Source organism: Streptomyces europaeiscabiei, assembly GCF_001550375.1.
Taxonomy (GTDB): Bacteria; Actinomycetota; Actinomycetes; order Streptomycetales; family Streptomycetaceae; genus Streptomyces; species Streptomyces europaeiscabiei.
Genome location: NZ_LRTR01000387.1, coordinates 1 through 18,902 on the forward strand (window position 1 = coordinate 1; position 18,902 = coordinate 18,902).

An 18,902-nucleotide genomic window follows, 5' to 3' on the forward strand; every position below is an offset into this window, starting at 1 on the left:
ACCCCCCTTCGTCTCCCAGCGCCCGGCGGTCCCCGGCAACCCCTACCTGAGCCCTCCCCCCGAGACCGCCAACGCCTCCTCCGAAGCCCCGCCCGCAAGCACCCCCGAACTCCCCTCGGAGGGCGCGCCGCCGCCCCCCGGCGAAAGCGAAGCACCGACCCGGCCCAGGCCCACCCCCACCCCCATGCCGCCCGGCGAACTCCTGGGCCCACCCGTGCCGTCGAGGCGCACGAAGCCCGCCGAGCCCACGGAACCCCCGGGCCCCACAAGCACCGAACCGCCTGAACCCCCCGCCGCTCCCACGGGACCCGCCGCACCCCCGCGGAACAAGCGCCGCACCGGCCTGGTCGCGGCCACCGCCGTGGCCGTGACCGCCGCCGTGGCCGCGGTCGTCGTACCGGCGATGAACGGCTCGTCCGACGGCAGGGACGACAAGGGGTCGTCCTCGGCCTCCCCCTCCACCCCGTCCCCCACTCCCACCGTCGCCGGCACCTCCCGCCCGCCCGAGCTGCCACCCGGCGCCCGCACGGAGGCCGGTGTGTTCGCCTGGGTGCCGCCCGAGGGCTTCTCACGGGAGGTGCACGCGGGCGCGGAGGTGCACTACACCTCGCCCGACGCCCGGCAGGAGATCGTCGGCAAGGCCTCCCTCGCGCGCGGCGACCTCCTGGAGCAGTGGCGGAAGAAGGAGAAGAGCACCAGTGAGGGGCCGGGATACAGCCGGATCCGTCTGGAGGAGACCGAGTTCCGGGGCGAGCCCGCCGTCGTGTGGGAGTACACCGTCACGGCCCAGGAACTGCCCTGGCACGTCCGCTCCCTGGGGTTCGACAGCGGCGGCAAGTCCTACCAGCTCACCACCTGGTACCACCCCGACATCGAGGACCGGGCCCGTCCCGTCTACGAGAAGGTGGAGAAGACCTTCACACCCCTGTGAGCCCCCTGGGCGACGGAAACGGGGCCCGGCGGCGTACGAACCGCCACCTGACCCCTGACCCCGGACTTTGGACTCTGGAACGGTCTCGACCGTCCCGCGCTCAGTGCGCCTTGTCGGACACCCCGGCGGTGGCGGCCTTCCGGTCGCCGATCTTCTCCTTGACGATCGCGATGCCGACGACGACCGCCGCGACCAGCAGCGACAGCAGCAGGATCTCGCGGTTGCCGTGCTCGGTGTCGGTGAGCATGTAGCCGAGGACGAAGAGGATCAGCCCGATCGTGGCCCACGTCAGATACGGGTACAGCCACATCTTCACGACGAGCTTCTCCGGCGTCTCCCGCTCGATGATCTTGCGCATACGCAACTGCGAGAAGCAGATGACGAGCCACACGAACAGGGCGACCGCGCCGGAGGAGTTGACCAGGAAGAGGAAGACACCCTCGGGGAAGAAGTAGTTGAAGATGACGGCGACGAAGCCGAAGACGACCGAGGCGAGGATCGCGGTCATCGGCACGCCCCGGCCGTTGGTACGGCCGAACGCGCGCGGCGCGTCCCCGCGCTCACCCAGCGAGAACGCCATCCGCGACGCGGTGTACAGACCGGAGTTCAGACAGGACAGCACCGACGTCAGCACGATGAAGTTCATGATCTGCCCGGCGTGCGCGATCCCGAGGGAGTCCAGGGCGGCGACGTAGGAGCCCTTCTCCTTGATCGACGGATCGTTCCACGGCAGCAGCGTGACCACGACGAAGATCGAGCCGAGGTAGAAGACACCGATCCGCCAGATGATGCTGTTGGTGGACTTGGTGACCGCCTTCTGCGGGTTCTCCGTCTCCCCGGCGGCCAGCGTGGCGATCTCGCTGCCCATGAAGGAGAAGACGACCAGCAGCACACCGATGAGGATCGCGCCCGCACCGTTGGGCAGGAACCCGCCGTGGTCGGTCAGGTTGGCCAGCCCGGCCTTGTCGGTGTCGGCCCCCGGCAGCATCCCGAACACCGCGAGACCGCCCACCACGATGAACGCGGCGATCGCGACGACCTTGATCCCGGCGAACCAGAACTCGAACTCACCGTACGAGCCGACCGACACCAGGTTCGTGGCGGTCAGCACGACCATCACGATCAGCGCCCAGCCCCACTGGGGCACCGCCGGCATCCAGCCCTCCAGGATCACCGCACCCGCGGTCGCCTCGACCGCGAGCACGACGACCCAGAAGAACCAGTAGAGCCAGCCGATCGAGAACCCGGCCCAGCGCCCGAGCGCGCGGTCGGCGTGGGCCGAGAACGAACCCGACGTCGGATTGGCGGCGGACATCTCACCGAGCATCCGCATCACCAGCACCACCATCGTGCCGACGAGCGCGTACGACAGGAGGATGCCGGGGCCGGCGGTCCGGATACCGGAACTCGATCCGACGAACAGTCCGGCCCCGATCACACCACCGATCGCGATCATCGACAGATGACGGTTCTTGAGACCGGCATGCAAGCCGGGGGAGGGGGGAGAGGAAGAGTCCGAGGTGTCCGTCTGGGACGGCAGAGTCGGCTGCGAGGTCATGGGGGGAGTTCCTTTGTGCCGTGGTGGGGACTTCCGTGCGTCTGCCCAGCGACCCCCGATCGACTCTCGTAAGAGCGGAAACGAGAGAGTCGACAGCCGGGGGCCGGGTGAGCCGCTGTAAAGATCGGTCCAGTGAATCGGAGGTGAAAGGATTCCTGAACCTTTGAATCCGGATTGTTACTTGAGGTTTACTTGAGGTTCCCTGGTTCGGCTCGCGGTTTAACCTGTCCGCACCCCGTCGTGCCCCGCCGAAACACGCGTGTCACACTCGGACCATGCGCGTCTACCTCGGCTCTGATCACGCCGGATACGAACTCAAGAACCACCTCGTGGAATGGCTGAAGGCCGCCGGCCACGAGCCCGTCGACTGCGGGCCCCACATCTACGACGCCCAGGACGACTACCCGCCGTTCTGCCTCCGCGCGGCGGAGCGCACGGCAGCGGACCCCGGGTCCCTCGGCGTCGTCATCGGCGGCTCCGGCAACGGGGAGCAGATCGCCGCGAACAAGGTGGCCGGCGTCCGCGCCGCCCTCGCCTGGAGCGCCGAGACCGCCGCGCTGGGCCGCGAGCACAACAACGCGAACGTCGTCGCCGTCGGCGCCCGCATGCACTCCCAGGAAGACGCGACCAAGTTCGTCGAGACCTTCCTCAACATCCCGTTCTCCGGTGACGAGCGCCACATCCGCCGCATCGACATGCTGGCGACGTACGAGACCACCGGCGACCTGCCGCCGATCCCGCCGCACCACCCCCAGCCGTAGGTTTCCGGCCGCGTGTGGTCGCTCGCGCAGTTCCCCGCGCCTCTCTGAAAGACCAGGGGTGCCCCATGCTTTCCAGGGGCGCCCCGTGCTTTTGAGGGGCGCGGGGAACTGCGCGAGCAACCCCCACCCACCCGCACCCGAAAACGCACCCCCAACCGCCCCCCACCCCCCTGCCGAACCCCCGGAGGACAACGTGCCGGAGGGGCACACCATCCACCGCCTCGCCGAGGACTCCCTCGCCCACTTCGGCGGCGGCGAAAACGCCCACGTCACGAGCCCCCAGGGCAAGTTCGCCGACGCGGCGGCCCTCCTCACGGGCACCCCGCTCACCACCGCCGAGGCCCACGGAAAACACCTCTTCCTGCACTTCGGCGACCCGGACGCCGAGGAATGGGTGCACATCCACCTGGGCCTCTTCGGCAAGGTGACCTTCGGCCCGGCGCCCGCGCCCCCGCCCACGGACACCGTCCGCCTGCGGCTGCGCAACGACACGTCGTACATGGACCTCCGCGGCCCGACGACCTGCGCCCTGATCACGGACGCCGAGAAGCAGGCGATACACGCCCGCCTCGGCCCGGACCCGCTCCGCGCCGACGCCGACCCCGCGCGCGCCTACACCCGTGTCTCCCGCAGCCGTACGACGATCGCCGCGCTGCTCATGGACCAGAAGGTGATCGCGGGCGTCGGCAACGTCTACCGCGCGGAGGTCCTCTTCCGGCACGGCATCGATCCGTACCGCGTGGGCAAGGACGTCACCCCGGCGGAGTGGCACGCGATCTGGGCCGACCTCGTCGGCCTCATGCGCGAGGGCGTACGGCACAACCGCATCGACACCGTCCGCCCGGAACACACCCCCGAGGCCATGGGGCGCCCGCCCCGCGTCGACGACCACGGCGGCGAGGTGTACGTGTACCGCAGGGCGGCCATGCCCTGTCACCTCTGTGGCGGCGAGATCCGCACCGCCGATCTCGCCGCCCGCAACCTCTTCTGGTGCCCGGCCTGCCAGCAGAGGTGAAGGCCGGACCCACGGACACGGCTTTGGGTTCCGGGCCGTGCCCTAGAACCCGTGCGGCAGCCAGGGCGCCAGCCCCGACGCGAGGAACCCCACGGACGCCTCCGCCAGCGCCCCCTCCCGCAGCTCCCGCACCAACCCGGCCGCGGCCAGGGAGGACAGGCTCACACCGCCCAGATAGGCCGCCCCCAACTCCCGTACGGAGAGGGAGAGATCGGCGGCGTCGGCGGTCCGCTCGCAGGTCGCGCCCTTCGGGTCGCCGGTGAGCCGCCAACGCCCCTCGTTCCAGGGGCAGAAGGCGTCCTCCACCTCGAACACCACGTCCAGCGGCGCCTGATAGGTCCGCACGCGCAGGGCCGCGCCGACATCCACGAGCCGGAGATGCAGGTCGTCCTTGACCCGCAGCCCGCAGCGCCGGATGTCCGACATCAGGTGCAGCGCCGGCTCGTCCACGGGCAGCCGGTGGGCGACGATGCCCCGCGTCAGGTCGATGTCGAAGAGGAACCGCCACAGAGCGGCGTGCGCGGCGGGGTCCACGGCCTCCAGCGCGCTCAGCTGGACGACACCCTCCGCCCCGCCCGGCCCCCAGTCGGACTTGATCCGGAACCGCGCGTACCCGACCAGGCCGGATCCGTCGCCGTCGACCCGCTCGGCCACCACGCACTGCAGGGGCGACGCCCCGTCCCGGTGGCGGTCCGTGTCGAGCAGATCGGCCCGCGCCCAGCCGGGCCGCCGGGCCAGCATCCCCGGCCGCTCCGGCACCCGGCGGGCATACACCGCCTCGCACGCGTCGAGCACCTCGGCGGCGTCCGCGTACCGCAGCCGTACGTCATCGGTGCCGGGCGGTACGGACAGCCGTACCCGGGTGGTGTCGATGTCGGCGGCGAGCCGGTGGGTGGCGAGGCCGTACCCGAACCGGCCGTAGATCACCGGCTCGGACGCGGTCAGCACCGCCAGTGACTCGCCCCAGGAGCGGACGTCGTCCAACTGCCGCCGCATCATGGACGTCAGCACCCCGCGCCGCCGGTGCGTGGCCGCGACCCCGACCATCGTGACGCCCGCCGCGGGGACGACGGCGCCACCGGGCACCGTGAGACGGAAGTCGAACGCCCCCGCCGTACCCACGCATTGGTCACCGTCCCACACGCCGATGGAGCGGTCGTACGGGGTGAGCGCCTGCCACAACTCGCGCTCCTCCGCCGGTTCGGGGGCGCCGCCGAACGCGCGGATGAGGTTGTCGTACCAGACGTTCCAGTCTTCCTTGCGCAGCGCCCGCAGCTCAGTCGTCATACGCCATGCCTAGCAGGGCCATCCGGCACGAGCGAGCGAATTTGGCCCGCGCGTCGCGGTTCGACGTGGGATCCTTCCCAGGTGCCGCACGGAGGGCGCACGGGGGCCGAAGGACGCGTTCCGGTGTGAGATCTGTGTGAGATTCGTCGTGAACCTGCCCTCGGAAGGGGGACAAGTAGGACCTCCTGTGCACAGGGGCTGGTCGGATGGATAAGGTCCCGGACAATGGCAGCAGGACGAGAGCGGCGCGCGGCGGCCGATACGTTCACGGCCCGGATGAAGAAGCTGGTTCACCGGGCCCGCACCGGCCTGCGCAAATCCGCCGTCGACTACTTCCGCGGGGACGGCTCCGACTGGATCGCCCTCGTCGGCCTGCTGCTGATGATCCCGCTGATCGCCTGCTTCACGATGATCGACGAGGTGTGGTTCTCGCCCGCCGTGCTCGTCCTCCCCATCGTCGCGGGCGGCCTGCTGCTCCGCCCCGCCAGCCTCCTCGGTCTGTACGCGGCCGCCGCGACCGCGCTGATCGTGGAGTCCGTGCAGCTCGGGCCCTATACCGACGGCCCCGCCCGGGTCACGCCCGGCATAGTGCTGGTGGTCGCCGCCTGCGGTTTCTTCGGCCTCCTCATCGCCCAGTTCCGCAGCCGTGTCGGCGTCCCCTGGCGGCGCGGCGGCACCATGCTCTTCGACCTGCGTGAACGCATCCGGGTCCAGAGCAAGTTGCCGCAGCTGCCGGCCGGCTGGCACCGCGAGATGGCCCTGCGCCCGGCGGGCGGCCAGTCCTTCTCCGGCGACTTCGTCGTGGCCGCCCGTACGAACGGCGGCCGAACCCTCGAAGTCGTCCTCACCGACGTCTCCGGCAAGGGCATGGACGCGGGCTCCCGCGCCCTGCTCCTGTCCGGCGCCTTCGGCGGTCTGTTGGGATCGCTCCCACCGCACGCGTTCCTGCCGGCGGCCAACGGCTATCTCCTCCGCCAGGACTGGGACGAGGGCTTCGCGACCTCCATCCACCTCGTCCTCGACCTCGACTCCGGCGACTACGAACTCTTCTCCGCCGGCCACCCGCCGGGTCTCCAGCTCAGCGCGGGCACCGGCCGCTGGGAGGAGAAGGCCGCCGAGGGCCCCCTCCTCGGCGTCTACGACGGTGCCCAGTTCGACCCGGTCAAGGGCTCCCTGCGCCCCGGCGACGTCCTGATGCTCTTCACCGACGGCCTCGTCGAGACCTCCGACCGGGACATAGTCGAAGGCATCGACCGTCTCACCGGAGAAGCCGACCGCTACGTGGCCGGCGGCTTCCACGGCGCCGCCTGGCACCTCATCGAGGCCGTGGCCAAGGACGTCAACGACGACCGAGCCCTCCTGCTGATCTGCCGAGAGGGCCCGACGGCGACAAGGTAGAAGCGCGACGGCGCCCCTGAAAGGGGCGCGGGGAACTGCGCGAGATCCCCCACCGGACCTTGCGGATGGACGTAAAGGGGGCGCGGCCCCCCGAGGATGGGACGGGTAGGGGCGGCGGGGGCGACATCCGGACCGGCACCCACCACACGTCACATGTAAGGAGCCCAGACCCGATGCCCCCAACCCCTCTCTCCCTCCCCGAAGTGGAGACCCTCGCCAGGGCCGCGCACGCCACCCAGACCGACAAGGCGGGCCGCCCCTACACCGAGCACCTCCAAGCGGTGGCCCACGGCGTCAGGGCACGAGGCGGCGACGAGGAACAGATCGCCGCGGCCTGGCTGCACGACGCCGTCGAGGACGACGCCCTCACCGAGGACTGGCTCACCGAAGCCCCCCTGACCGACCGCACGAAGTCCATCGTGATGGCCCTCACCAAGCGCGAGGGCGAAGCCCCGGAGGCGTACGCCGCCCGCATCCTCACCACCCCGGGCGCCCTCCTCGTCAAGCAGTCGGACCTCGCGCACAACGCGAACCCGGCCCGCCTCGCCGCCCTGGACGAACCCACCCGCACCCGTCTGACCCACAAGTACGCCCACATGCGAAACCTCCTCGGCCTGCCGGACGAACCGGCGGCCGAGGAGGTGACGGGCGACCACTGAGGGACGAGGAACCCGGGCTACACCTTGCTCCCGGCCTTCCCGCGCTCGCGGGCCAGCTCGGTGGCGTCCCGCTTGAACGCCCACTCCATCTTCGGCTCCATGGCGAACCGGAACATCCGCTGCACCGGCGGGGTGCACAACAGGGTGATGACGGTCGCCGCGAAGAAGGTGGCGAAGAGTTCGCCGAGCGGCTGGTACACCCACGCGTTGGCGTCGTACCAGTCCCAGAAGCGCGAGCCCTTCGCGAGGAACCCGTGCAGCAGGTAGCCGTACAGCGTGCCCGCGCCCAGGACGGTGAACCACATCTTCCGCCGGGGCACCCAGGCGAAGAAGCACGTGGTGAGCACCATGGAGCAGCCGAACAGCGCGAAGGTCATGATGATCCCGGCCCACCACGGCGCACCCAACTCCTGCGCGCTGTCACGGTGGTAGAACCACGCCGAGTTCATGTCCGGGCCCAGCCAGTACGCCAGCGCCAGCGCGCTCGCCGCCACCGGCACGGACAACAGCCGCACCTCGCGGCGCCGCATGAACTGGAAGTGCGCGGGCTTCATGAAGAGACCGACGACGAAGAACGGCAGGAACTGAAGGACACGCTGCAGGTCCAGGTCGTCACCGATGTCCGGCGAGACGGACGCGAGCGCCGCGATGGCGAGCGCCACCGGGACCGGCCAGCGCACCACCTTCCACAGCGGGGTCGTCAGCCGCCACACGAACAGTGCGATCAGGAACCAGGTGAGGTACCAGGGGTCGAGCAGGCTGATCGGATGCGAGGGGTCGTTGTCGCCGTACCGCTTGAAGACGGAGTACGCGATCTCGAAGAGGACGTACGGCACGGCTATGCCGGTCACCAACCGGCGGAGCCGGTCGGCGCGCATGTCGAAGCTGCGCGAGAAGTAGCCGGAGATGATGATGAACGCCGGCATGTGAAACGTGTACACGACCATGTAGAGCGCCTCGGCGGCGCGGCTGTGGTCGGTCAGCGGCTCCCACGCGTGCCCCATCGCGACGAGCACGATGGCGAGGTACTTGGCGTTGTCGAAGAACGCGTCACGTTGTTTGGCCGGTCTGGCCTCCGGGGAGGCGCCACTTGGCGTCGAGTGGGGGGACGAGGACTTCAGCGAGCGCGGACTCGGCACTCCGTCGGCCGACGACGGTGGTGACTGTGCCGGCGGGAGCGGCGCCCCTGGCAGGCCGTGCGGTCGCAGCGAGTTCGTCACAGACCCTCCCGCCGGGAACTCCGGGGGGTGGTCCGAGCACTCGCTGCGCAAGTGGGGGACGAGGCAGCGGTGAACATCTGAGGCACCCTAGCGTTGTCTGTGCGATTCAGTAAAACCACCGACGTGAATCCTGTTATTGGGAGTACGTGTCACCCACGTGTACCCAGGATTCGGTGAAGTCTTCATCGGGCAGAGCATCACCGTGCGTACACCGCACGGCACATGGTGCCGGTCGGTCTGTCCGCATTCATACCGACTAAATGGTGCATAACATGCGCAGGCGACTCCGGTGAAATGTCCGGTTAATTACCGCCCTGGGTATACCCCTTGGTGTGTCTGTGGCAACAATTCGAATTACCTGCGGACGGGTTGTGTGCGCACGGAAACGATCAACCCGAATTCGCGCCCGGCACCCTCCCGTTGGCCCGGGGTGCGGGTGGCGCGCGCACGGTGCCGTGGCCGACGTTGTCTCACCTGCTGCATATGACGGCCTGGTTGGTGGCACGATGGTTCTGGCGGGGTGCGCGTGGGGTCGGCGCCCCGGGCCGGTAGTGCGGACCGACCGAGGGTGTGATCTGTGTGGCCATTTCGCTGTCAGTGGTGCTCTTGTTGGGAATCATCCTGGTGGTCCTGATGCGAGGAGGGACGATCAAGGCCGGACCGGCCGTCGTCGCCATCCTCTTCGGCTTCTTCCTCGCCTCGACGGGCATGGCCGACGACATCCAACGCTTCCTCAACTCGATAGCGGACACGATCAACTCGATCCAGTTCTAGTGACCGCCCGGACACACAGTGTGAGGCGGCGAACCGTCAGTCGGCGAACCGTGGGACGACAAAAGACCTCCGGCCCGGTTTCGAGGAACTCCTCGAAACCGGGCCGGAGGCCGTTGGAGCGGGCGACGGGAATCGAACCCGCGTAGCTAGTTTGGAAGACTAGTGCTCTACCATTGAGCTACGCCCGCACAGCTTGCGCCGCAGGTCGGACGACCGCGGCACAGAAGGCATCGTAGCGGGTCGGGCGCCATCGCCGCACACCCCTTCCGGGCCGCGCGCGTCACCCGCCGTCGCACGCGCCCGCGCACTCGGTAAATGCGGCAACCGCATGGCCTGCGGGCATGTACCCTACGTGTCGCACCAGACGGGGTGTGGCGCAGCTTGGTAGCGCGTCCGCTTTGGGAGCGGAAGGCCGTGGGTTCAAATCCCGCCACCCCGACCACCGCGCCGGTACGGCGCACCTGTCACCGGCAAGATCACCGCCACCGGCAAGATCACCTTTTGGGGCGTGTACCGCCTGCGGCTACTATGCAAGCTGCGCGCCCGTGTGTCTGCATTCTCAAGTCCCTCAAGGGCCGCGAATCCGCTGAAGCTCCGCCACTCCCGGCGGGGTACGTCAGCAGAACCCCAAGAAGTCAGCCCCCAAGGAGACCGAACCGTGAAGAGCGCCGTGGAGACCCTGAACCCGACCCGGGTTCGGCTCAGCATCGAGGTGCCCTTCGAGGAGCTCAAGGACAGCCTCGACGCGGCGTACAAGAAGATCAACCAGCAGGTCACGGTGAAGGGCTTCCGCAAGGGCAAGATCCCGGCCCGCGTCATCGACCAGCGGTTCGGCCGCGGTGCGGTTCTGGAGGAGGCGGTCAACGACGCGCTCCCGAAGTTCTACACCGACGCGGTCAACGAGGCCGAGCTCAATGTCCTGGGCCAGCCCGAGGTCGACATCACCGAGCTGAAGGACGGCGAGACGCTGAACTTCACCGCCGAGGTCGACGTCCGCCCGGCCATCGAGATCCCGGACTACTCCGGCATCGAGGTCGAGGTCGACGCGGTCGAGGTCAGCGAGGAGGACATCGAGAAGGCGGTCGAGCAGCTGCGCGAGCGCTTCGCCTCCACCTCCCCGGTCGAGCGACCCGCCGAGGACGGCGACGTCGTCACGATCGACCTGGAGGCCAAGGTCGACGGCGAGATCCTGGAGGACGGCGTCGCCGAGGGCGTCTCCTACACCATCGGCTCCGGTGAGCTGCTGGACGGCATCGACGACGCCGTGAAGGGCCTGGAGGCCGGTGGCGAGGCCACCTTCGCCTCCGAGCTGAAGGGTGGCTCGGCGGCCGGCAAGGAGGCCCAGGTCACCGTCAAGGTCTCCCAGGTCGCGGCCCGTGAACTCCCGGCCCTGGACGACGAGTTCGCCCAGCTCGCCTCGGAGTTCGACACCCTCGAGGAGCTGCAGGCTGACAGCCGTAAGCGCCTGGAGAACATGAAGCAGTACGACCAGGCCACGCAGGCCCAGGAGCGCGTCCTGGAGAAGCTGCTGGAGCTCGTCGAGGTGCCCGTCCCCGAGAAGCTGCTCGAGGACGAGATCAACACCCGCAAGCACAACCTGGAGCACCACCAGCTCGGCCAGATGGGCCTCGACCTCGAGAAGTACCTCGAGATCCAGGGCAAGACGGTCGAGGAGTTCGACGCCGAGACCAAGGAAGCGGCCGTCAAGGGCATCAAGACCCAGTTCGTCCTCGACGAGCTGGTCACCAAGGAGAAGCTGAACGTCAACCAGGAGGAGCTCACCGAGCACCTCATGCGCCGCGCGGCCTCCTCCGGCATGTCCCCGGACCAGTTCGCCCAGGCGGTCGTCCAGAACAACCAGGTCCAGCTTCTCGTCGGCGAGGTCGCCCGCGGCAAGGCCCTGGCCCTGGTCGTGGAGTCCTCCACGGTGAAGGACACCAACGGCGAGGTCGTCGACCTGGACGACGAAGAGGACGAGACCGAGGAGACCCCGGCCACGGCCGAGGCCACCGAGGAGACCCCGGCTGCGGCCGAGGCCGAGGAGAAGGCCCCCGAGGCCTGACCGCTCCGCTCGTGACACCGTGATGGGCCCCCGGGACACTTGTGACCCGGGGGCCCTGGCGTCTTTGAGGGGCGCGGGGAACTGCGCGACCAGCCACGTACGAGCCGCACCCGCCGACACACCTCGCGCGCCAGACGCGTCTGCGGCCTGCCATGGGCCGGTCGCACAGTCCCCGTTTCCGGGCCGGCGGCCACGAGGCACCCGCCCAACCAGCGGAGCGCACACGCATGCGCTGACAGCGAACAGTTCCCTTTGCGGGATTCACCGGCGGAGCCACCGCGTTAGGGTCCATGAAGACGAGGGCTGGGCTGTCGGCGAACGGCTCGGCCCCCGGAAGGGAAACGTGAAGACGGCCCGGCGCCGTCGTAAGACGAGCAGGTGGATACGTGACGAATCTGATGCCCTATGCCGCCGGCGAGCCTTCCATCGGTGGTGGCCTCGGCGACCAGGTCTACAACCGGCTGCTTGGCGAGCGGATCATCTTCCTCGGCCAGCAGGTCGACGACGACATTGCCAACAAGATCACCGCACAGCTGCTGCTCCTTGCCGCAGACCCGGACAAGGACATCTTCCTTTACATCAACAGCCCCGGCGGCTCGATCACGGCCGGCATGGCGATCTACGACACGATGCAATACATCAGGAACGACGTGGTGACCATCGCCATGGGCCTGGCGGCCTCGATGGGCCAGTTCCTGCTCAGCGCGGGTACCCCCGGCAAGCGTTTCGCGCTGCCGAACGCCGAGATCCTGATCCACCAGCCCTCGGCCGGTCTGGCCGGTTCGGCCTCGGACATCAAGATCCATGCCGAGCGGCTGCTCCACACCAAGAAGCGTATGGCGGAGCTGACCTCTCAGCACACCGGTCAGTCGGTCGAGCAGGTGACCCGCGACTCGGACCGCGACCGCTGGTTCGACGCCTTCGAGGCCAAGGAGTACGGCCTCATCGACGACGTCATGCCGACGGCCGCCGGTATGCCGGGCGGCGGCGGTACCGGGGCGGCCTGAGAGCCGATGACGGCAAGCGGGCCACAGGGGGCTCCCCGGAGCCCCTGAAGCCCTCCGGGGGAGCTCCTGAGCCTCCCCGGGGCCGTCAGCGCCCTTCCCGGTCCCTCCACCCCACCGCCCCAGCCCTCTTTCCAGGAGACACCGTGAACGACTTCCCCGGCAGCGGCATCTACGCCCGCACCGAGGCCGAGTACACCGGCCCCCGCGCCGAGTCCCGTTATGTCATCCCCCGCTTCGTCGAGCGCACCTCGCAGGGCGTCCGCGAGTACGACCCGTACGCGAAGCTCTTCGAGGAGCGGGTGATCTTCCTCGGGGTGCAGATCGACGACGCCTCCGCCAACGACGTCATGGCGCAGCTGCTGTGCCTGGAGTCGATGGACCCCGACCGGGACATCTCCGTCTACATCAACAGCCCCGGCGGCTCCTTCACGGCGCTCACCGCGATCTACGACACGATGCAGTTCGTGAAGCCGGACATCCAGACGGTCTGCATGGGCCAGGCGGCCTCCGCCGCCGCGATCCTGCTGGCCGCCGGTACGCCGGGCAAGCGCATGGCGCTGCCGAACGCCCGCGTCCTGATCCACCAGCCGTACAGCGAGACGGGCCGCGGTCAGGTCTCCGACCTGGAGATCGCCGCCAACGAGATCCTCCGGATGCGTGCGCAGTTGGAGGACATGCTGGCGAGGCACTCGACCACGCCGATCGAGAAGATCCGCGAGGACATCGAGCGCGACAAGATCCTCACGGCCGAGGACGCGCTGTCGTACGGCCTGATCGACCAGATCATCTCCACGCGGAAGATGAACAACAACAGCGTCCGCTGACCCCGGAAAGGATGTATTGTCTGCCGCCCCTTGGCATGATTGGCACCGTTTGACCCAGTGCACGACAAGGTGCACGTCAAAGCGAACCGTGCCAAGGGGGGCCCGAACGGGGGGCCCGGCAAGGTACCGTCGACATAAGGCAGCACCAGGAGCCGCTGGATTCCAATTGTCCAGGCGTCTCCCAGGCGAAGGGGAAGCACACCGTGGCACGCATCGGTGACGGCGGCGATCTGCTCAAGTGCTCGTTCTGCGGCAAGAGCCAGAAGCAGGTCAAGAAGCTCATCGCAGGGCCCGGTGTGTACATCTGCGACGAGTGCATCGACCTCTGCAACGAGATCATCGAGGAGGAGCTCGCGGAGACCAGCGAGGTCCGCTGGGAGGAACTCCCGAAGCCTCGCGAGATCTACGAGTTCCTCGAGGGCTATGTGGTCGGCCAGGAGGCGGCCAAGAAGGCCCTCTCCGTCGCGGTGTACAACCACTACAAGCGGGTCCAGGCCGGTGAGAACAGCGGCGGTCAAAGCCGCGAGGACGCCATCGAGTTGGCGAAGTCCAACATCCTCCTGCTGGGCCCCACGGGCTCGGGCAAGACCCTCCTCGCCCAGACTCTCGCGCGCATGCTGAACGTCCCGTTCGCGATCGCGGACGCGACGGCGCTCACGGAGGCCGGTTACGTCGGCGAGGACGTCGAGAACATCCTGCTGAAGCTCATCCAGGCGGCCGACTACGACGTCAAGAAGGCCGAGACCGGCATCATCTACATCGATGAGATCGACAAGGTCGCGAGGAAGAGCGAGAACCCCTCCATCACGCGCGACGTGTCGGGCGAGGGCGTCCAGCAGGCCCTGCTGAAGATCCTGGAGGGCACCACGGCGTCGGTCCCGCCCCAGGGCGGCCGCAAGCACCCCCACCAGGAGTTCATCCAGATCGACACGACGAACGTCCTGTTCATCGTGGGCGGTGCCTTCTCGGGCCTGGAGAAGATCATCGAGTCCCGGGCCGGCGCCAAGGGCATCGGCTTCGGCGCGACGATCCGCTCCAAGCGCGAGCTGGAGTCCAAGGACCAGTTCGAGGCCGTCATGCCGGAGGACCTGGTCAAGTTCGGCATGATCCCCGAGTTCATCGGCCGTCTGCCCGTCATCACCTCGGTCCACAACCTGGACCGCGAGGCGTTGCTCCAGATCCTCATCGAGCCCCGCAACGCGCTGGTGAAGCAGTACCAGCGCCTCTTCGAACTCGACGGCGTGGAGCTGGACTTCGAGCGCGAGGCCCTCGAAGCCATCGCCGACCAGGCCATCCTCCGCCAGACCGGCGCGCGCGGCCTGCGCGCCATCATGGAGGAAGTCCTGATGTCGGTCATGTACGAGGTCCCGTCCCGCAAGGACGTGGCCCGAGTCGTCATCAACGCCGACGTGGTCCGCTCGAACGTGAACCCGACCCTGATCCCGCGGGACGCGCGGGGGCGGGGACCGGGGGAGCAGAAGACGGCGTAACTCCTCGGCGGTACACAGACATCGAAGGGGCCCCGGTCAACCGACCGGGGCCCCTTCGTGGTTGCGGGAGAGTGTCAGGCCTCGACGCGCACGTCGTTGCGCAGCTTGGCCGCCAACTCGGCAGCCTCGTCGATCGTCGAGCTCTTGCCGGCGGCCATCGCGGCCATGTCGAAGGAGATCACGTACGCGACCGTGCTGTGGTCACCCCAGATGCACAGCGGCACCGTCATGGTCTTGCCGCCCTCGGAGCCCTCGCTCTCCTGGCACTTCATGATGCCGTTCTCGAAGCCCTCGGGCGTGACCTCCTGGGGGCTGCCCACGAGCTTGCCGTCGGAGCCCGAACCCTTCTCGGACTCCGCCTTCATGCTGGCGAACATCGCGTCGATGACCTTCTCCGGGTCGTCGATCGTGCCGTACACCCCGGCGAAGGTCAGGTTCTTGGCGGTGAGGCCCTCCCCCGACGCGTAGCTCGAGCTGACGTCCTTGGGGTTCTGCACACCCCAGCCTTCCGTCTGCTTGATCTCCTTGTCGTTCATCCCGCTGCTGCTGCCGCCGCCTTCGCCCTTCTTGTACTGCCCGTCGATGACGGACTCCGGCGCGGTCAGCTTGTGGGGGCCGTCGTCGGCGATGTCCCCGCCGCCACCCCCGCCGATCACGAAGTACGCGCCCACGGCGACCGCCGCCACCACGGCGACCGCGCCCAGGATGATGCCGACCTTCTTGCCGCCACCGCCGGAGACGGGGGGCTGGGGCACGGTCGGGTAGGGCTGCTGGCCGTACTGCTGCTGGCCGTAGGGCGGGGTCTGGGGCGGGACGCCCTGGGGGGCCTGCTGGGGGTACCCGTAGCCGGGCTGCTGCGGGGGCGCCTGCTGCGGGTAGCCGTAGCCGGGCTGGGGGGCGGCCTGGGGCGGCTGCTGACCATACGGTCCGGGCTGCTGGGGCTGCCCGCCGTACGGGCCCGGCTGGTTGTGACTCATGTTCTGGGTTCCCCTCCAGATGCTTATGTGTTCCTGACATCCTGGCGCAAACACGATGGGTCCCACGCACCGGGGGTCACACCGTTACGGAAGAATCGGGTTTCGGGACCACCCCGTGACACCCCTAAACTGAGCGGGTGACCGAGAACGCTCAGCAGCAGCCTCCAGCGCCCGCCACCGATCTGCCGACCCAGTACGCGCCGGCCGATGTAGAGGGGACGCTGTACGAGCGCTGGGTAGAGCGCGGCTTCTTCGCGGCCGACGCCAAGAGCGACAAGCCCGCGTACACCATCGTCATCCCGCCGCCGAACGTCACCGGCAGCCTGCACCTCGGGCACGCCTTCCAGCACACCCTCATGGACGCCCTCACGCGCCGCAAGCGCATGCAGGGTTACGAGTCCCTGTGGCTCCCCGGCATGGACCACGCCGGCATCGCCACCCAGAACAAGGTCGAGCAGCAGCTCGCCGAAGAGGGCAAGTCCCGCCACGACCTGGGGCGCGAGGAGTTCGTCGAGCGCGTCTGGCAGTGGAAGGAGGAATACGGCGGCAAGATCCTCGGCCAGATGCGTCGCCTCGGGGACGGCGTCGACTGGGACCGTGAGCGCTTCACCATGGACGAGGGCCTGTCCAAGGCCGTCCAGACCATCTTCAAGCGGCTCTACGACGACGAGCTGATCTACCGCGCCGAGCGCATCATCAACTGGTGTCCGCGCTGTCTGACGGCCATCTCGGACATCGAGGTCGAGCACCAGGAGGACGCCGGCGAGCTGGTCTCCATCCGGTACGGAGAGGGGGACGACTCCCTCGTCGTCGCCACCACCCGTGCCGAGACGATGCTCGGCGACACCGCCGTCGCCGTCCACCCGGACGACGAGCGGTACCGGCACCTCATCGGCAAGCAGATCAAGCTGCCGCTGACCGACCGCAGCATCCCGGTCGTCGCGGACACCCACGTCGACCCGGAGTTCGGCACGGGCGCGGTCAAGGTGACCCCGGCGCACGACCCGAACGACTTCGCGATCGGCCAGCGCCACGACCTGCCGTCCATGACGATCATGGACGAGCACGGCGTCATCACCGTCCACGGCCCCTTCCTCGGCCAGGACCGCTTCGAGGCCCGCTCGGCCGTCGTCGGCGCGCTGCGCTCGCAGGGCCGGATCGTCGCCGAGAAGCGGCCGTACACCCACTCCGTCGGCCACTGCTCGCGCTGCAAGACCACGGTCGAACCCCGGCTGTCCATGCAGTGGTGGGTCAAGGTCGCGCCCCTGGCCAAGGCGGCCGGCGACGCGGTCCGCGACGGCCGGGTCAAGATCCACCCCGAGGACATGTCGAAGCGCTACTTCGACTGGGTCGACAACATGTACGACTGGTGCATCTCGCGCCAGCTGTGGTGGGGCCACCGCATCCCGGTCTGGTACGGCCCGAACGGCGAGACGGTCTGCGTCGGCCCCGACGAGCAGGCGCCCGGCACGGAGGCCGAGGGCTGGACCCAGGACACCGACGTCCTGGACACCTGGTTCTCCTCCGGCCTGTGGCCGTTCTCCACGCTCGGCTGGCCCGAACAGACCGAGGACCTGCGGAAGTTCTACTCGACCGACGTCCTGCTCACCGGCCACGACATCATCTTCTTCTGGGTCGCCCGGATGATGATGTTCGGCCTGTACGCCATGGACGGCGAGGTCCCCTTCAAGACCATCGCGCTGACCGGCCTGGTCCGCGACGAGCGCGGCAAGAAGATGTCGAAGTCCTTCGGCAACGTCGTCGACCCGCTCGACTGGATGGACAAGTACGGCTCCGACGCGCTCCGTTTCACCCTCGCGCGCGGCGCCAACCCGGGCACCGACGTCCCGATCGGCGAGGACTGGGTCCAGGCCTCCCGCAACTTCGCCAACAAGATCTGGAACGCGACGCGCTTCGCGCTGATGAACGGCGCGACGGTGGCGGGCCCGCTGCCGGAGGCCTCGAAGCTCTCGGCGACCGACCGCTGGATCCTCGCCCGTCTGGGCGAGACGGTCGAGCAGGTCGACGCGTACTACGAGGACTTCCAGTTCGCCAAGCTCAGCGACGCCCTGTTCCACTTCGCGTGGGACGAGGTCTTCGACTGGTACGTCGAGCTGTCCAAGACGACGTTCCAGGCGGGCGGCGAGCCGGCCGAGGTCAGCCAACGCGTTCTGGGTGAGGTCCTGGACGTCACGCTGCGCCTCCTCCACCCGGTCATCCCGTTCGTCACGGACACCCTGTGGACGACGCTGACCGGCGGCGAGTCCCTCGTCATCGCCGACTGGCCCAAGGACAGCGGTTTCCGCGACGACGCCGCCGAGCGCGAGATCGAGCTGGTCCAGCAGGTCGTCACCGAGGTCCGCCGCTTCCGCGCCGACCAGGGCCTCCAGCCCGGCCAGCGCGTCCCGGCCCGCCTCACGCTCGACGGCACGGTCCTGGCACCGCACGAGGCCGCGATCCGTCAGCTCCTCCGCCTCCAGCCCGAGGGCGAGGCCTTCTCGGCCACCGCGACCCTGCCGGTGGCGGGCGCCGAGGTCGCCCTCGACCTCTCCGGCGTCATCGACGTCGCCGCCGAGCGCAAGCGCCTCGCGAAGGACCTTGCGGCGGCCGAGAAGGAGAAGGCCCAGGCCACGGCCAAGCTCGGCAACGAGGCATTCCTCGCGAAGGCCCCGGACCAGGTGGTGGACAAGATCCGCGGGCGCATGGCGAAGGCGGACGAGGACATCGCGCGGATCGCCGCCCAACTGGACCGCCTGCCGAAGGCGTAGCCATCCGTAGGTAGCGACGGCCCCGGTGCTTCTCAGGCGCCGGGGCCTTCTGCTGGGCGGGGCGGGTTTCGCTCACCGGCGCTTGCCGGGTGCCGTTGCGCCCACCCGTGCCGGCCCACCCGTGCCGCCCCAGCGGCACGACTGCCCGCAGCTGGGGCGGGCCCCGTAAGG

The 18,902-nt window shown here is 69.0% G+C and carries 15 protein-coding genes and 2 tRNA genes; 12 read left to right on the forward strand and 5 right to left on the reverse strand.

Features of this window, described 5'->3' with window-relative positions; all coding sequences use genetic code 11:
* Positions 1-931 (forward strand): DcrB/PsbP domain-containing protein (locus AWZ10_RS18200; protein WP_482258106.1); only part of this gene is annotated, 931 nt, incomplete at its 5' end.
* Positions 932-1,031: 100 nt separating this feature from the next.
* Here AWZ10_RS18200 and AWZ10_RS18205 read toward each other — a convergent pair.
* Positions 1,032-2,489 carry an amino acid permease gene (locus tag AWZ10_RS18205; protein WP_046709723.1) on the reverse strand — a complete coding sequence of 486 codons (1,458 nt, stop codon included), beginning with the start codon at positions 2,487-2,489 and terminating at the stop codon, positions 1,032-1,034.
* A gap of 275 nt (positions 2,490-2,764) precedes the next feature.
* Between AWZ10_RS18205 and AWZ10_RS18210 the strand changes: the two genes are divergently transcribed.
* Together AWZ10_RS18210 and AWZ10_RS18215 are read left to right on the forward strand one after the other, a co-directional pair.
* Complete coding sequence (locus tag AWZ10_RS18210; RefSeq protein ID WP_046709724.1) at positions 2,765-3,250, forward strand: ribose-5-phosphate isomerase; 486 nt, start codon at positions 2,765-2,767, stop codon at positions 3,248-3,250.
* Between the two features lie 193 nt (positions 3,251-3,443).
* Entirely contained in the window at positions 3,444-4,265 is an 822-nt protein-coding gene (locus AWZ10_RS18215) for an Fpg/Nei family DNA glycosylase (protein ID WP_060891586.1), read from the forward strand.
* Positions 4,266-4,307: 42 nt separating this feature from the next.
* Here the strand turns inward: AWZ10_RS18215 and AWZ10_RS18220 are convergent, their stop codons facing one another.
* Complete coding sequence (locus AWZ10_RS18220; protein WP_060891587.1) at positions 4,308-5,552, reverse strand: GNAT family N-acetyltransferase; 1,245 nt, start codon at positions 5,550-5,552, stop codon at positions 4,308-4,310.
* 225 nt (positions 5,553-5,777) lie between these two features.
* On the opposite strand from AWZ10_RS18220, the gene AWZ10_RS18225 reads away from it, so the two are divergent.
* Positions 5,778-6,950: a PP2C family protein-serine/threonine phosphatase gene (locus tag AWZ10_RS18225; protein ID WP_060891588.1), complete on the forward strand. Its 1,173-nt coding sequence runs from the start codon at positions 5,778-5,780 to the stop codon at positions 6,948-6,950.
* A 173-nt stretch (positions 6,951-7,123) separates the two neighbouring features.
* Complete coding sequence (locus AWZ10_RS18230) at positions 7,124-7,609, forward strand: HD domain-containing protein (protein WP_046703650.1); 486 nt, start codon at positions 7,124-7,126, stop codon at positions 7,607-7,609.
* A 17-nt stretch (positions 7,610-7,626) separates the two neighbouring features.
* Here AWZ10_RS18230 and AWZ10_RS18235 read toward each other — a convergent pair whose 3' ends face one another.
* On the reverse strand, positions 7,627-8,829 hold the full coding sequence (locus AWZ10_RS18235; protein ID WP_046703649.1) for an acyltransferase family protein: 1,203 nt from the start codon (positions 8,827-8,829) through the stop codon (positions 7,627-7,629).
* A gap of 579 nt (positions 8,830-9,408) precedes the next feature.
* On the opposite strand from AWZ10_RS18235, the gene AWZ10_RS18240 reads away from it, so the two are divergent.
* On the forward strand, positions 9,409-9,603 hold the full coding sequence (locus tag AWZ10_RS18240; RefSeq protein WP_033526477.1) for a hypothetical protein: 195 nt from the start codon (positions 9,409-9,411) through the stop codon (positions 9,601-9,603).
* 114 nt (positions 9,604-9,717) lie between these two features.
* Here the strand turns inward: AWZ10_RS18240 and AWZ10_RS18245 are convergent.
* Positions 9,718-9,791, reverse strand: a tRNA-Gly gene (locus AWZ10_RS18245).
* A gap of 177 nt (positions 9,792-9,968) precedes the next feature.
* Here AWZ10_RS18245 and AWZ10_RS18250 point away from each other — a divergent pair.
* The 5 genes from AWZ10_RS18250 (at position 9,969) to clpX (ending at position 14,986) form a co-directional block, all read left to right on the forward strand.
* Positions 9,969-10,045 (forward strand) — tRNA-Pro (locus tag AWZ10_RS18250).
* Between the two features lie 216 nt (positions 10,046-10,261).
* Positions 10,262-11,665 carry a trigger factor gene (gene tig / locus AWZ10_RS18255; protein WP_046703648.1) on the forward strand — a complete coding sequence of 468 codons (1,404 nt, stop codon included), beginning with the start codon at positions 10,262-10,264 and terminating at the stop codon, positions 11,663-11,665.
* Positions 11,666-12,063: 398 nt separating this feature from the next.
* Complete coding sequence (locus AWZ10_RS18260) at positions 12,064-12,672, forward strand: ATP-dependent Clp protease proteolytic subunit (RefSeq protein WP_060891589.1); 609 nt, start codon at positions 12,064-12,066, stop codon at positions 12,670-12,672.
* A 143-nt stretch (positions 12,673-12,815) separates the two neighbouring features.
* Entirely contained in the window at positions 12,816-13,496 is a 681-nt protein-coding gene (locus tag AWZ10_RS18265) for an ATP-dependent Clp protease proteolytic subunit (protein WP_046703647.1), read from the forward strand.
* Between the two features lie 203 nt (positions 13,497-13,699).
* Complete coding sequence (gene clpX / locus AWZ10_RS18270) at positions 13,700-14,986, forward strand: ATP-dependent Clp protease ATP-binding subunit ClpX (protein ID WP_037703087.1); 1,287 nt, start codon at positions 13,700-13,702, stop codon at positions 14,984-14,986.
* 74 nt (positions 14,987-15,060) lie between these two features.
* Here the strand turns inward: clpX and AWZ10_RS18275 are convergent, their stop codons facing one another.
* Positions 15,061-15,963, reverse strand: a complete 903-nt coding sequence (locus AWZ10_RS18275; RefSeq protein ID WP_060891590.1) for a hypothetical protein — start codon at positions 15,961-15,963, stop codon at positions 15,061-15,063.
* Between the two features lie 137 nt (positions 15,964-16,100).
* On the opposite strand from AWZ10_RS18275, the gene AWZ10_RS18280 reads away from it, so the two are divergent.
* Positions 16,101-18,731, forward strand: coding sequence for a valine--tRNA ligase (locus AWZ10_RS18280; protein WP_060891591.1), 2,631 nt, complete (start codon positions 16,101-16,103; stop codon positions 18,729-18,731).
* The last annotated feature ends 171 nt before the right edge of the window (positions 18,732-18,902 follow it).